At 57.7% G+C, this 14463-nt stretch carries 9 protein-coding genes and 1 pseudogene; 3 read left to right on the top strand and 7 right to left on the bottom strand.

The window, feature by feature from the left end; translation table 11 throughout:
* Positions 1 to 138 precede the first annotated feature (138 nt).
* From ABID59_RS37260 to ABID59_RS37230, 7 genes and pseudogenes are all read right to left on the bottom strand, one after another.
* Positions 139 to 450 (bottom strand): annotated as a pseudogene (locus ABID59_RS37260) (chitooligosaccharide deacetylase NodB); the annotation flags it as partial.
* Positions 451 to 1487: 1037 nt separating this feature from the next.
* On the bottom strand, positions 1488 to 1838 hold the full coding sequence (locus ABID59_RS37255) for a hypothetical protein (RefSeq protein WP_354086655.1): 351 nt from the start codon (positions 1836 to 1838) through the stop codon (positions 1488 to 1490).
* Positions 1839 to 3100: 1262 nt separating this feature from the next.
* Positions 3101 to 4129, bottom strand: a complete 1029-nt coding sequence (locus ABID59_RS37250) for an LLM class flavin-dependent oxidoreductase (protein ID WP_354086654.1) — start codon at positions 4127 to 4129, stop codon at positions 3101 to 3103.
* Positions 4130 to 4348: 219 nt separating this feature from the next.
* Positions 4349 to 5425 (bottom strand): histidinol-phosphate transaminase, encoded by a 1077-nt coding sequence (gene hisC, locus ABID59_RS37245; RefSeq protein ID WP_354086656.1) that lies wholly within the window; start codon positions 5423 to 5425, stop codon positions 4349 to 4351.
* 624 nt (positions 5426 to 6049) lie between these two features.
* Positions 6050 to 7219 carry a branched-chain amino acid ABC transporter substrate-binding protein gene (locus tag ABID59_RS37240; protein WP_354086653.1) on the bottom strand — a complete coding sequence of 390 codons (1170 nt, stop codon included), beginning with the start codon at positions 7217 to 7219 and terminating at the stop codon, positions 6050 to 6052.
* A gap of 656 nt (positions 7220 to 7875) precedes the next feature.
* The gene (locus ABID59_RS37235) at positions 7876 to 8595 is read right to left on the bottom strand and encodes a MerR family transcriptional regulator (RefSeq protein WP_354086652.1); all 720 of its coding nucleotides are present in this window, start codon (positions 8593 to 8595) and stop codon (positions 7876 to 7878) included.
* 2636 nt (positions 8596 to 11231) lie between these two features.
* The gene (locus ABID59_RS37230; protein WP_354086651.1) at positions 11232 to 12176 is read right to left on the bottom strand and encodes a LysR family transcriptional regulator; all 945 of its coding nucleotides are present in this window, start codon (positions 12174 to 12176) and stop codon (positions 11232 to 11234) included.
* 465 nt (positions 12177 to 12641) lie between these two features.
* Here ABID59_RS37230 and ABID59_RS37225 point away from each other — a divergent pair, with 465 nt between their 5' ends.
* Genes ABID59_RS37225 through nodB form a run of 3 tightly spaced genes read left to right on the top strand, consistent with a single transcriptional unit; the run spans position 12642 to position 14343 of the window.
* A complete protein-coding gene (locus tag ABID59_RS37225) occupies positions 12642 to 13040 on the top strand; it encodes a response regulator transcription factor (RefSeq protein WP_354086650.1) in 399 nt (132 codons plus the stop codon).
* A complete protein-coding gene (locus tag ABID59_RS37220; RefSeq protein WP_354086649.1) occupies positions 13037 to 13669 on the top strand; it encodes a NodA family N-acyltransferase in 633 nt (210 codons plus the stop codon). Before ABID59_RS37225 ends, ABID59_RS37220 begins: the two co-directional genes overlap by 4 nt.
* Positions 13666 to 14343 carry a chitooligosaccharide deacetylase NodB gene (nodB, locus tag ABID59_RS37215; RefSeq protein WP_354086648.1) on the top strand — a complete coding sequence of 226 codons (678 nt, stop codon included), beginning with the start codon at positions 13666 to 13668 and terminating at the stop codon, positions 14341 to 14343. Before ABID59_RS37220 ends, nodB begins: the two co-directional genes overlap by 4 nt.
* The last annotated feature ends 120 nt before the right edge of the window (positions 14344 to 14463 follow it).

Genomic DNA, 14463 nt, shown 5'->3' with positions numbered 1-14463 from the left:
GGTCGTACGGCGGCAGTGAGGCGTCGGTTCGCAGCGCATAAAGCGCCTGCGCGCTCTTATGGACGCTGGAGAGCAACGCGTAGGAGGCAACAGCAGCGGTGCTGATGGTGGCAAGCAGGGTCATGGGAATTGATCTATTCAGTGAGGTTGAGGAAGCGACCGGATTGCAAATCCACGGTCATGCAGTGCTGGAATGAGCTGGGCGAGCGCCATCACAGTCTGGTCGCGCCGACCAGCATGAGGGCGGCGTCCCAACTCGTCGGGAGGGCATCCGTCGTGCAGGAGCACGATTGCCCGCGGCTGGAGCGAAGCCAGCACTGCGGCAACAATCGCCTCGACGCCGGGACGAGACCAGTCTTGCGGATCGACTGACCAGTGCAGGGCTGCCAGATCGGCCTTCGCCGACGCGGCGAGGGCCTCCTTAGTCCAATTCCCATACGGCGCACGCATGGGCTGTGGCCACGAGCTCGCATCAAAGACACTCCAGTTCCTTGTTGACTCGCAAAGCACTCACGATCGACGCGACGCCGGACCGGTGCGCGTCAAGTGCGGCCATCCGGGATCGGGCTGCCAGAGCGCTGCACCCAACGGCGCTAGATCGCCCTTTTCGCTATCGGCTTGCGCTGCGCTGCTCCTGCTAAGGCTTGCTAGAGATCTGAAGGCCAGCCGCCCATGCTGGATCAAGGCTGGTGTTGGAGCCAGATTAATGCATGCAAGAAGCTCGCGCGTGCCACGATAGCGAGACCAAGACTTGCCTCTATCTGGACGCAAGGGGTGATCATGTGCTGGCGCTTGCTCGTCATCCGCACGTTGCGTTGAAAATCGCGAATAGGTCGTCACGCGCCTTATCCTGAATCATCCTTGCTATAGCCGGCGGCTAGCTATGTGGATTGGGAGAATATTGGTAAAATCTATTGTTTTGATGGGAGGTATCCATGCTGCGGATGGGCCAAGAGGGATCCGTCAACGTCGGGTGGGTGAGCCGAACCTCTTGATCCAATTGATCAGGGCATACCGAAGAATGGCTCAACATGCGACCTTCGGTTCAGTGAAGGTCATCGCCAAGCATCACAGCCATCGCGCGAAAACGCGAACCATGATGCTTGAGCTGAATCAACTCGAGCACTGCTTCCCACGAACAGAGTCGAGCCCACGCCACTGGCCGATGACGACGAGTGGCCGGCCCTTTTGATGATTAAGTTACCGAGCTGAGGGGACTCGCATATTGGCTCGACGCAGAGGACGTTAAAGATGGCCAGAGAGCCTGCTTCCGGATGCTTGAGACAAACCCGAGCCTGCAGCATTTCGGCAGGTTCCAACCAAGGATGCCGGGCCCAGCAGGTATTAGATGCATCAACTAGCGATGTCGCTCTCGCTCGATTCCACCAGCTTCAAAGCCCCTCAGGAGCTCAATCGAAGCGCCCCGGCTAACATCAACAGTGCACAGCCAAGTGTTGCGGCGGGCGATGGGTGGAGCTGGGCATGGATCAATGCATCTTGCGATTAGCGCTGCCGATACCGACTCGGCTAAGAGGATCCTGAGTGCGGCGCGGTTCGCTGGTCATGAACATCTTCGTTGCAAAATCGAGCAACCTGAATGCTCGGTCGCGGACCGCCGGCGGCAAATCAGGAGTCGCGTCGATCGCCGCGCGCGCGTCGCTCATAATCTTATCTTTTGCGGAAAGAAGCTTTGCATCTAACATTACATGAAGCGTCTCTCGAACGTCAGGTGAGATCGAGCCGTCTCCATCGATCAATTCTCGAAGTTTCCAAAACATACGCTCGACTGCTACCATAGCACCGAGGACTGACATCAGTCTTCGTGACATCATTGCCATCTCCTTCTCCAGCCAGATTCTGGCGACCATCCCAGCGAAATCAGATCTGTTCTCGTTTGACACCGGCGCGCGCGGCGCCCCTGAAACAGGCGAATGACTGGGGTGCAATTTCTCTGCCAGGGGCGTGAGATCGCAGGTTGCTCAGGGAAGCTCGCAAAGCGTGCGATTTGCGAGCAAAGCATTTATCTTTCCTGTGCTCCAGGCTGTAACCCGGGCGCGTGCGGTGGCTCACGTCGAAAAACCGACATGGAGGGTGGTTCTGTTTTGCCACAAACGCCAACGGCATCGGAGTTGGACTCCTCCTGCCAGGAGTCCAATGCTTTTCCGCTTGTTCACTGGGATCGCTCTGTTAACCAGGCGGAATTGACTGAGTGATCCCGGTCACGCAACGGCGGTCATTCGATACCCGGTGCTCAGGGCGCGCCCACGCGTTTTGTGATTGCATGGGTACATCGAGATTGAGCCTCCCGATCTGGCGACGGCGTGTTGGCGTGCGCTACGTTGACCTCGATCAATCTCTTGAGTCTCCCGGCCGTGTGGTCGAGCTCAGAAGAGATGCTAACTTAAACGCACATATCATTTCTCGTGCCGGAGTCCGTATCTCGGATTGATTCACTCCGTCTCTCTTACTGTCCTCGTCCCTGCACGGCTATGCTGTGCAAACCGTGCATTTCACCCACCACCGGCCACCGCGTTTCTCCGCGCGTAACTTGCCGCGGCGGATCCGAGAGAGCACGGCTTCGGGGCTTATGTGGCTCATCACTGCGAACCGCTGAACAGTGAGGTGGTCCTCATCGAGAGGTCGCGGGGTGCTAATGCCGTGCGCGGCCAGCAGAATGCGCAGCGAAGCCAATTCCGCTAGCACGATCTCGAGCTTACGCGCGATCTCGTCGGTCTGAGCGGAGCGCTGCCGGGACCGCGTCACGACAGGCCCGCTCGGGCGATAAGCCACACCTCGGATTCGTGTAGAATGCGATCGACGAACCGGCGCGCCAAAGCGGAACGAGCGTGAGCCGACTTACCTGCCCAAGCAAACCACTGCTCGGGCGGTATCAAGGCACGCAAAGTGAAGGACAGGCCGTTCGTTGCCGTTACGCGTCCTGTTCGGTGATGTAGTCGAAAGGGTTTTATCCGCATAAAGTCCCTTTGGACCGCAAGAGCGGCCTTATAGATGCATTCGGCTCCGGTACTCATCGACCTCGGCGTTGCCATTTGTTGCTGGATCAATGGCGAATTTATTGCAATTCGCTGTTGGCTCACCGTCAGCGGTCTGCCGCTATGAGCTCGGAGTGAATCCCAGTTGCCGTATTGAGGCAGGCATCCAGTGTCAGAGATCCGAAGGCGAGCTGGCAAAGAAGATAGTTGGCCCCTGCCTCTTCCAGATGATCGAGAAGAGTTTGGCGCACCGAAGCGCCCGTTCCGACAACGCACAGTTCACTGTCGATTGCAGCATCTAAGGTCAGAGGCAGGTTGGATGGAGGCGGGATGTCATTGAGCTCGTACAGGAACTTAAAGCTTTTGAGCCATGTTTCGTAGGCTGGCGCGGCGAGGGAACGGGCGGCTGCTTCAGAACTCGCGATTACGACCATGCGGAGCAATGCGAGAAATGGTGCTGAACCGCTGGCGTCACGCTCCGCGTTTCGATGAGCGTGATAGCGATCGGTGACGTTGCGAACGGCAGAAGAAGGCCCCATGCACGCCAGATTTGCGCCATTTGCTGCCGCCCAATGGGCGGACTCTGGCCGATTTGTAGCAATCCATGTCGGTGGACAGGGACGCTGGTGAGGTGAAAGCGTCAAAGGAACGTCGTTCAGCGCAAAATGTTGCCCTTGGTATGAGAGCGGGCCGCCATTCATCGCGCTAACGAAGATTTGGGAAGCTTCCTCGTAACGGCTTGAGGCAACATCGGCTCCAACCCCAAAATAGCTCAGTTCGATCGGTAGGGAGCCGCGACCAAGGCCGACCTCAACCCTGCCGCTGCTCAGGTGATCCAACATGCAGATCTCCTCGAATGCACGCAGCGGGTGATAGAGGTTAAGCAGCATGACCAATGGACCAACGCGAAGTCGCCGTGTGCGTTGTATGACGCTCGACAGAAACAGGTTCGGCGACGGACCCCGTCCATGGGGAGTGCAATGATGCTCCGCCAGATGATAGGCATAGAAACCGAGCCGGTCGTAGGCCTCAGCGAGCGCGAGACGGTCTGCGTATTGCCGGGCGATATCGCGGCCGTCCTCGTCAAGATGATCAAAGATGCCGCAGGTTAGGTTTGAGGGAAGAACGTTTCTCACTCAGTTATCTCCTATATAGAGAGGACCGTAGTCCGCCGGGTTTTCGGGAGGCGCAGGAGGTGATCGCTGGCATGCGCTGCATATGCTGCGAAGCCGTTCTCAATAGCTCGTAATGCGCTGACTGGATGAAAACTGACTCCGGCTGCGTCGCGAAGCTTCATCAGGTGTTCGTCCGGATCGATCACGAACGGGGATCCGCGACTTGAGTGGAAGGGACCACTAGCCACGGCATCCCACTTTCTTAAGAATGCTGCCGACAGCCGCAAGAAAAGCATCCATCTGGAGCTTTGTACCGATGCTAACCCGAATGCACTCTTCCAGGCCGGCATCCGGAAAGAAGGCAACAAGGACTTTTTGGTCTTCCAACGCCGCCTGCCACCATCTGCCACCCTGGCCTACCGGCACACGGGCGAGGAGGAAATTTGCGTGGGAAGGTGTTACAGAGAACCCAAATTCTGAAAGGGCGGCCGCCACGCGCTGCCGCTCAAGCCTGACGTGGCGATGGTTCTCCTCGTAGGCGTCGCGATGCGCAAGGACGCTCATGCCCACCGCATGAGCGACCACGTTCATGTTGAAAACATTCTGGATGTTGCGAAGCCGCCCAATTAGCTCGGGATGGCCGAAACCGAAGCCGATGCGAATGCCAGCGGCGGAATAACTTTTGGAAAACGTGCGCAGGACCAGAAGATTCGAATGGCGCTCAACAAGGCGTAGGCCGTCCTCAGGTGCGAAATCGACATAAGCTTCGTCCAATACGATCAATCGGTCAGATCGTACAACGAGGCGTTCGATCTCAGCGAGCGGAACAAAGGTTCCGGTCGGATTGTTCGGATTGGCCAGCAGAATGAATTTGGCATCTTTAGCCGCACTGAAAAGCAGCTCGTCCATCGGCAAGCCGTGAGGTTCAGACCAGGGAATTTCAATGAAACGGGCTCCTTGCAACATGGCAAGCTTGCGATTGAATGAGAAGCCGGGCGACATCATTGCGATGCCGTCGCCGGGGCCAAGAAGGGCTCTGTAGATCAGACTGAGGAGTTCAGACGATCCATTGCCAGCCATCACGCGCTCAATTGCAATGCCATAGGCAGCTGCGGCCGCTTGTCTCAAGCTGACATTGTCGTCTTCTGGATAGAGGTATTGCAGCTCAAGGGCTGCAATTGCGCTTCGCATCACGACGCCTGGCAAAGGAAATGGGTTCTCATTCGTGTTCAGTTTCACGCAACCATTGTCCGGAGTGGGCCGCCCGGACGGCAGAGCATCCAATTCGCGAGCGACCGGCGAGAGCGAGGAAAGCATAGCTTGCAGTTTGGCATCCAATTTGGTGTTCTCCCTTTTGTCGACGCAAGCAGTTGACGGCGTTCATCGAGCCTACGTGGCGCGTGCTATATTCGGAGCCGGGAAGCGCAAGGCGTTCATGAATGAATGTTAGGGCTTCAATAGGCGGGCTTAGATCTAAGCGCCGCACCGGATCAGAGCCCGTCTCAAAGTCCGGCAGCGATCAGCACGGATCAGGCGCCGCACGGCGTTATCCAAGCGGATATTTGTTTCCACGGCGGGAAGGGACGCCACGTCCACTCCGCCGAGCAGCGCTCTAACGATTGGCCCGAATTGGCGCAAATCGCAGAGCGACAGTGCGCAACCGACACCTTGCCCCATTAGGTACGTTCCTTCTGAAGAGGCCATGACAGTTTCCACTCCCGAGAGCGAGGCGCGCATCAGTTTGACGAGCGGGAAGAAGGTGCCGATGTTCGTCGGCCTTACGAATCTGGAAGTGGTGCTCACTGCAGTGGCACCAGGCGAATGGGAACGTACTCTTCGGGCGGCCGTTCGGGCGCGCACGACAGCTGTGATAGCACTGCCGCGAGGGCGACAAATGCTGCGACTGCTGCGACTGCGAGGCACGTGAGCACCGCGTAATCGCTATGTTGAGGATGGTTCATCATTCAAACGCTCCGTGCGGTGCTGGGACGGGCGATCAGTTCTGCTCGACCGCTTCGACGCTATTGTCGCGCCAGCGGCAAACGATGAAGCCAGGAGCGGCATTGTCTCACTTGGAGTCCAATCGAACCGTGCCAATGGTCGTTTTGATTGAGCCCGAGCGTAGGGCCGCAGCGACCGGGGTGGCACCGAAGCTGCCGGCGCCCGTTCGACGGACTCTGCCCATGCTTCCACCGCGGCATAAGCGTAGAGCGTGTAACCCGCGGCAGATAGGCTCGAAGCCTTGAGCCTGGCGACAGCGGCTGCCCCTGCAGCATTCTTCGTCGGGTCCGGCATAAAGGTGAAGAGCGTGCCGTTTGCGGCCTCGCCGGCAATGGCCAAAAAGTCGCTTGTCATCGGCGGATCGTTGGCGATCACGGTCAGGCGTGCGCCCGCCTCCGCAGCTTGACGCACGATGAGGTCGATCTCGTTGTAATAGCCGCCGATATAGACGATCTGGATTCCCTCTCTCTTCAGTCTCGAAACCAGAGCGGTGTAATATTTCTCGCCGGCAACATCGCTTTGTCGAACGGTGTGCTCGCCAGCTGCACGAAGCCGCGATTCAACGATATCGGCGATGCCTTTGCCTGCTGTACTCTTATCGTCGAGGACCGCGATCTTTGCGCCTTGGTGGTGCCGCACGATGTAGTCGGCCGCAACCCTGCCTTGTTGGTCATCGCGGCCGCAAATCCGAAACAGCGTGGTTAGGCCACGCTCTGTCAGACGGGGATTCGTCGAGCCAGGTGAAATCTGAATGACCTCCGCTTCGGTGTATATATCTGAAGCCGGAATCGACGAAGATGAACAGAAGTGCCCAACGACAAGCTTGGACCCGTCAGTTGTCAAGCGATTGGCAACAGCGACGGCCTGCTTGGGATCGCATGCGTCGTCGGCAATCCTCAATATGAGTTTTGGGTCAGGCAGCAGACCCGATGCATTTATCGAATCCACGGCCGCGGCCGCTCCGTGGCGTATCTGCGCGCCGAGCGCCGCAGTGCTTCCCGTCATTGGGCCCGCTACCGCAATGTAAACATCTTTTGCCCTGGCGCTCGAACTCAGGATCAAGCAAAGGAGCGCGGCAGTTGCAAGACTATGAACGCGAAGAATCGACATGTGGAGCTCCCGATATCACGCCACGTCTTGGTCTGCTTCGCCGTTGGTATGACGCGGCGACCGGCATTCCGGCGCTATAATGACGTTTGAATCGAACTCAGATTGGTACGAATAGGCTCAGGTTGTTGCCAGGTTGAGCCATAAGTATCGGGCGGGGACGGACGAACGGACGTTCCGGGACTGGTCAGGAGAATCCGTCCCCAGGCGTTGACAGGACCCATATCGAACATCCTGCCGGCATCCGGTACACTCGCCAATCTCCTGTGCTCGGCACATGTGTGCCGACGAGGCGCTTGAAAGGTCCGAACGATCATCCACCGACTTGTTCTCGCCGAGGCCTCTCACCGGGACGTCCCGAAAGTGATGCCGCTCATTGAAGTCTCCCTCGGTCTAGCCGACGGTCTGTCCGCCCCGTCGCTGCGACGATGCGTTAGACGGTACAATATGACGCTACGTGCGAATCAAGTACTTCGAAGCTTCCTCGTCGAGGTTGTTTGCCAAAAGATACAGAGAGAAGACCCAATGAAGTGCCGACAATGGAGAGTCGGAGAGGAACTGCTACAGGCCAACGCTCTTGTCAGTCAGACTTGATGGATCACCATCAACCCATGGAGTTTAGAGAAATTCCGGTGACCGAGAGCATGCGCAACCGGGCGTCAACTCTTTCCGAGCTGGTCCTCCAGCGCGGCGAGGGCGAGATCGAGGTATCGCATGAGGCTCGCATCCCAGCCGGCGAGATTGTGTGGTTCGGTCAATCGCGTCAGCACCTTGAGTATCATTGAGACAGTCGAATCAACTCCTGCGATCTCAGTCAGCAGCGAACGGGCCTGACGCGCGACTGCATTTGCCCGCTGGCTGCATGGAGCCTCGCCCTGATCCATGCAGCTTCGTAGCTCGTCGCGAATCTTCCGCCACCGATCTTCGCGGCTAGCGTTAGAGGCGCATGTGCAGATGGCCGAGGGGGTGCGCTTCTCAATCCGTGACATTGCTTCTAACGTGGCCGGCAGTTCGTCGACACTGACTTGTGTCTCACCTTGCGTCGTCATATTACGCAATCGGTCCCTTAATAATGTCGTCCGCGCGACTTGAAGTTCAATCCGTTCCAGGTGGTTGCGCAAAAGGTCCGTGAGAGACGTCCGCCCCTCGATTGCTTTGCGGATCTCCGGAAGTGAGAAGCCGAGCTCACGCAGCGCGCGAATCTGAGAGACCCGTTGTAGGCTTTCACGATCGTACATGCGGTGACCGCCGTCGGTACGTTCCGAGACCGTCAACAACCCAGTATGTTCGTAGTGATGCAGAGTGCGGACCGTTACGCCGGTCGCCTCCGCAAGTTCTCCAATGCGCCATCGGCGCCGTCGTGGTGTGGCGTTTGTCATGGTCCTCAATTTTCAAGCCTACAACCTGACGTCACGTGAGAATCAAGTTATTTCAATGATCTAGATGATGCGTGTCTTGCTACGAACCGCAGAAGGACACTGAGAGCATGCTGTTGATCAAGCGGCCGAGACAAGTGCAAGCATCAAGTTCGCCAGCGACGCCAATTCATCCCTAGCTGCGCGTTGCACAACAAGTCTAGCGATCGCCGCGCGGTTCTCGCTGGTTCGCATGCATGTCGGTAAACATGTGATTGCTTGATCAAAAAGGTGTCCCAACATCGCGAGATCCTCCGGATCGTAGACTCCACTCGACTCACCCAAGAGTAGGCTCCTTTCATTGTCGCACTCGCGCCGCACGTGACGAAGCCGTTTGGCCGTGGTGGGGCAAAAACGAGACGGACCGGCGACGTGCGGGAAAGAATCCGACAGGGAGGGGGCGCGTGATGCCGTTGTGCAACACGGCGTGTGCTTACTGTTGTCCAAGACTGCGCTAACTGAAACTGTGCAATTTCTCCTGGATGCTGCCGCAGCGGTAGCCATCTGCTGTCTGATCGGCACGAGAAGCGAGCGCAGGTGCATGCAGCTCCGCTTGATCTTAAGAGACTGCTTCACGAAACGGCGGACCCAGACACAGTACTGATCTGATCAGATGGGCCTATTTCGATCGCAATCCTCGCTGTGGTGTCTATCGTTGAGCCGGGCGTTGATTGGTCAATCATCGCAGATCAGGTCTACCACCACGTCGTGGTGCAGCCGCCGGCTCGGCGCCTAAGAGCGTTTTCAACACTCTGCTAGTCCTGTTGAGATGGCATTGTGGGCGCGAAGGCGTTGCTCGCGCATGGCTACATCTGTTTTTGGAATGCCACAAGATGATGACTGCTGTTTATTGGCGCAACTCCGCGGCCGCAAAGCGTCGGGAGGATGAGCGAAAGCGGGCCTCAAAACCATTCCCGGCATGCATCTCAACGCAAGCGCATCTCACGCGGCTGGCGAAGCGTTGCTCGCGATTGAGGACCGAGTCTCGAAGGAGCACTCCGGCATCCGCTGGACGTGGGGGCGCTCAAAACGGGTCTACGGGTGCCCCCGGCACAGCGGCCACGCCCGGCGAAACGACGATGTACCGTGGCTCCCACAGCAATAACTCGCATATCCAGAACTGTGCCGGATCAGTGTCGCGGAGCGCAGTACATCGGACGGCCTCGCCAGATGCAACGCACTAGAAGTGCAAGGATCCGTAGCGGCATTGTCTTTGTACAAAGCTTGGCGAGCCTTGCTGGCAGCTGCGCTATACGGGTCCGCAATAGCAAAGGAGGATGATGCTATAGCTCGGACGAGGATCTTAATGCGCATCTTAAGACCATGCTCAGGCCAAAGCTACCCCTCGAATCTGGGGGGCAGTGTCTGGCGAATTCGCCGCAAGTATCCTATCAAACATAAGGCTCGAAGTTCTCCTGACGCGGTATTGGCTTGCTCGTCCGGCAGCAATCAATTCGATCCTCGAGCAGTATCGCTTTGGCGTGCGCCCGCTGGACATAGATGCTGGTAACATAGGCAAATCATGTTACCGCGCCGAAGGAGCCCATCGGGCTCAGCGGTGAGGGGCAGCAACTCGAGACGGACGGCGGTGGCGTCGCGCACGTCACGCCACGATACTTTCGAAAGACTGTCGCGAGATCCGAAAGAAGGACCCCGCACGCATGATCCGATTTGGCTTGGGTGAACATGTCGGCCGAAATGATCAATAGCTGTAGGTGGAGAAGGGGTTGGCGAATGGGAGCGGCGAGCCTTTCCGTTCCGTGTGCGGACATTGGCACAGTTGCCGTCCTCTCATCATAAACACTCATCACCGAAACACGCGCGCAGCGGGACAATGCCGCGAGTTCATGGACAGCGACCTTGCGGTTGCGCTCGATCATGCCGGATCGAGTCAATAAGAGTAAGATAAGCACCGTTGAGATGACGTGTCCAAACCTCCATTCCAGCCTTGCGCAATACCTCTCACTTGCAGGTTCCGCTCTCCCGAGTTTACGTCAGCTCGCGTTGGGCTCTGCGGGCGCGATGGTGGACGGCGTTGGCGTTCGGCAGAACAAGTTGGTTCGACGCGAACGAGCGGGCATCGCCCTTGTAGGTCGTCCGCCACATAGACGTCTAGCTACTGACGTGCTTCGGCATTACTTCGATCGCCGGAACAGTTGACGGTAAGGAGAATGTCTACCGTCAGGTGAAGAGCGGCGGGTGCGCTACGAACGTCCACCTTACAGCCTCGATCGCAGATGCTGTTCTACAACCTGACGCGGCGTGCGATTCAAGCGAATTTTAAGTGCTGAGGCCGGATATGGTTCACCCGACTCGCCGGATCATTCGCGAACTCTGAGCTCTCGGCTCACATGGACCGGTGCGATGCAGCCGGTCCGGATCAGCGAAAAATCATTGCGGAGCGCCGCCGATCGAGTCTGTATGATGCGCAAGATCGTCACGGCAGCGCGAGATCAATAGCGCCTGCGACCCGACCAAACGACCAAGCTGCGCTCAAGCGCGCCAATGTCGACCATGCCGAACACCGGTCAGAGGACCGGAGCTTCGAGCCTAGCGTAGATCTGGTTAACGGAGAGCAGGTCGCAAACGGCCGAACAATCCTAGCGTGGGCCGTGACATTGGGTGGTCTCGGACGGAGAGACCATCATGGATGCTTCTTGCAAGAATATGTTGCGCATCCAAATGCTTGCAGGATCAATATTATGAATGGCGGGCCATTGGACAGCCTCGGTGAATGTGAGAAGTCGCAGCGGAGGTTCGACGACCCGCAGGGGCATCGTGTTTGCGAAATGGCTAACGAGTCTTGAGGGCATGCTCGCGATACGGTTGGTGCCCAATAACATAGGCGGAATCATACCAAAACCCTGCACAGCGACCTCGGTGCGTATCTTGAAACCATGCTCAAGCAAGAGCCATTCGTGGAAGGAGGGCCTCAAGAAACGCCCAAACCGAGCTTCCACGTGCCCGATTGACATGTAGTTCTCGAACGTAAGTCGCGGTGCTAGCTGCTTGTTCATGGGGCAGCCCACACAAACGAAGTTGTCCTCGAACAGTGCCGCCTTGGGATGCGCACTCGACATGAACATCTCCGGATACATCAGAAAATCGACTTCGCCGCGCCGGAGAAGTTCATCGGGGTCCTCTGCGGGTGGCAGCAACTCGAAATTGATTGTTGGAGCTTCCCGCGCGACGCGGTCCACGATTCTTCGAAAAAACACGACAGTCATGAAGTCGGACAGGATGATCTTGAATCGCCGAGTCGATTGAGACGGATTGAAGTCGTCCGGAGAAATGATGGAGAGCTGAATGTGAGCGAGAGCCTCGCGAATCGGGGCTGCGAGCGCTTCAGCCCGCGGCGTTGGAACCAGTTTTCGACCCCTCATCGTGAATAGCTCATCTCGAAAGGAGGTGCGAAGCCGCGCGACGGCGGCACTCATGGCAGGTTGACTGAGGTTGATGCTTCTTGCCGCCGCGGTGAGGTTGCCTTGCGTCACCAGGGCGTCGAACGCGACGAGGAGATTCAGATCGAGGCCTTTGAAACGCATGATCCGGAGTGATCCACGGTGTGAATGTGTTCTATCGATACAATGGATTTTACCATTTGTACCGAATGAGGATAGCAAACGATGGTTTAGCGAGAAGTCCGATCAATCAGAATGGTTACAAATCGTTGCGTGTCTCAGCCCAGCGCAAGGGATCGATCAAGACGTCTGGACCGTGCGGTCGCAGGTTCGAGCATGTTGCGCAAGCCATATCTCGCCAAGTTCGGACGGTGCGGATCCGCAAACTTGCGTTGGCGTATACGACGAGCAAACCATCGTTTGGCTTTGCCAACCCATTCTATGTCCGCCGTGTACGGCCGTAGAATTGAGCGAACGCTCAACTTGGCCGTAGATTTCCGTCCAGTCGGATCCTCCCGGTTGCGGGTGCCGAATGTGTTGTGGTCGCAGTCGATTGGATTGCGTCCTTGCTGGGGTGAAATCGTGCGGAACATGCAAGCGAAGGCGTCCTTGGCGAATCTGATGCGAGTTGCGCACACGCTCGATGTGGTCTCGGTTGTGACTGCAGATCGATCAGTGCGTGAAGCTCTCACGGATGTTGTGTTTTCCGCGGGTTACGTGCCCGAACCGTTCGAGAGCGCAGACGAGTTCTTGAAATCGGGCCGGCGATTGATCACGTCGTGCTTGATCGCGGACATGCAGTCGAGCGTGATGAGTGGCCTTGAGCTTTTCCATCATCTGGTTGCATTCGGAGGTGCGATTCCCACCGTTCTGCTCACAGACCACTCCGAAGACGATGTGAGGCGAGTCCTGCAAGCTGGACTCCAGTTCTTGAGCAAGCCTTTCGAACGCAGCGAACTGCTGGCCTGCGTCAGGAGCCAGATAATGAATAGGAATTACTCTCTATGAACATGATCGCGCCCGGATCCACACGAGGTGTTTCGGCGCGCCCTCCAGTTCGTTGGAGGCTGTGCTGGGAGAATGAGCTTCAAATTGCTGACCATATTGAATTGTCCGACTTCTTCCGCAAGACCTATGGTCCGACCGGGGAATTCAATGCAAAGCCCTTTGAAGGTCATCGAAGCTGGGCCGGCGCAAGGCCTGAGATTCGGGCAATTGGCTACGATGATCGTGGCGTCGCGATTCACATCGGCGCACTGCGCCGCTTCATAAAAGTTGGCGAGGTCGATCTGCTCGTGGCTGAGCTCGGATTGTACGGGGTACGCCCGGATCTCGAGGGGCTCGGAATCAGCCACTCCATCCGCGTGATGTATCCCGTATTGCGAGATCTTGGCGTGCCATTCGGCTTTGGCACGGTCCGATCTGCCCTGCAGAAACATATTACCAGACTGCTCGGGCGACAGGGCTTGGCGACTGTTCTACCGGGGCTCCGCGTTCGGTCCGCTCGTCCGGATATCTATCTCACTGTGCCTCCGACGCGAGTGGAGGACGTGGTCGGCCTCGTTCTGCCGATTGTCAGGCCAATGAGCGAATGGCCGGCTGGTGAGATGATTGAACGGAACGGGCCAGAACTGTGACGTCAACGAACGACGTGACTGAAGCGCGGAGCGAATACGCCGAGGCCGGCGGAGAGCAGTGCGTCTATCTGACCTTTGATGATGGTCCAAACCCGCTTTGCACGCCCGCTATCCTGGACGTGCTGGCGCAGCATCGGGCCCCAGCCACCTTCTGCGTGATCGGTGCATATGCAGCGGGCCAGCCGGAGCTGATCCAGCGCATCATTGCTGAAGGACACGAAATCGCAAACCACACAATGACTCACCCAGAATTGTCCAAATGCATGCCGGATGAGGTGGAATACGAGATCCTCACGACGAACAAGGTCATCGGAATGGTCTGCCCCCGAGCCTCTGTGCGGCACATGCGTGCGCCGTACGGGATATGGACTAAGGAGGCCCTCGCCGCGTCGGCGAAGGCCGATCTGGCAGCCCTGCACTGGTCAGTCGATCCGCAAGACTGGTCTCGTCCCGGCGTCGAGGCGATCGTTGCCGCAGTGCTGGCTTCGCTCCAGCCGCGGGCAATCGTGCTCCTGCACGACGGATGCCCTCCCGACGAGTTGGGACGCTGCCCTCATGCTGGTCGGCGCGACCAGACCGTAATGGCGCTCGCCCAGCTCATTCCAGCCCTGCATGACCGTGGATTTGCAATCCGGTCGCTTCCTCAACCTAACCGAATAGACCAATGCCCATGACCTTGCTTGCCACCATCAGCACCGTTGCTGTTGCCTCCTACGCGTTGCTCTCCAGCGTCCATAAGAGCGCGCAGGCGCTTTATGCGCTGCGAACCGACGCCTCACTGCCGCCGTACGACC

Origin of the sequence: Bradyrhizobium sp. S3.3.6 (assembly GCF_040546905.1) — a bacterium.
Classification (GTDB): Bacteria; Pseudomonadota; Alphaproteobacteria; order Rhizobiales; family Xanthobacteraceae; genus Bradyrhizobium; species Bradyrhizobium cytisi.
Note: the sequence above shows the minus strand (reverse complement) of the source record. Positions and strands in the feature narration are given on the sequence as shown.

Bases quoted from the DNA above. Each gene is read 5' to 3' on its own strand.
- ABID59_RS37235 (WP_354086652.1), bottom strand. From the start codon at position 8,595: ATGACAAACGCCACACCACGACGGCGCCGATGGCGCATTGGAGAACTT.
- ABID59_RS37230 (WP_354086651.1), bottom strand. From the start codon at position 12,176: ATGCGTTTCAAAGGCCTCGATCTGAATCTCCTCGTCGCGTTCGACGCC.
- ABID59_RS37255 (WP_354086655.1), bottom strand. From the start codon at position 1,838: ATGGCAATGATGTCACGAAGACTGATGTCAGTCCTCGGTGCTATGGTA.
- ABID59_RS37240 (WP_354086653.1), bottom strand. From the start codon at position 7,219: ATGTCGATTCTTCGCGTTCATAGTCTTGCAACTGCCGCGCTCCTTTGC.
- ABID59_RS37220 (WP_354086649.1), top strand. From the start codon at position 13,037: ATGAACATGATCGCGCCCGGATCCACACGAGGTGTTTCGGCGCGCCCT.
- hisC (WP_354086656.1), bottom strand. From the start codon at position 5,425: ATGCTTTCCTCGCTCTCGCCGGTCGCTCGCGAATTGGATGCTCTGCCG.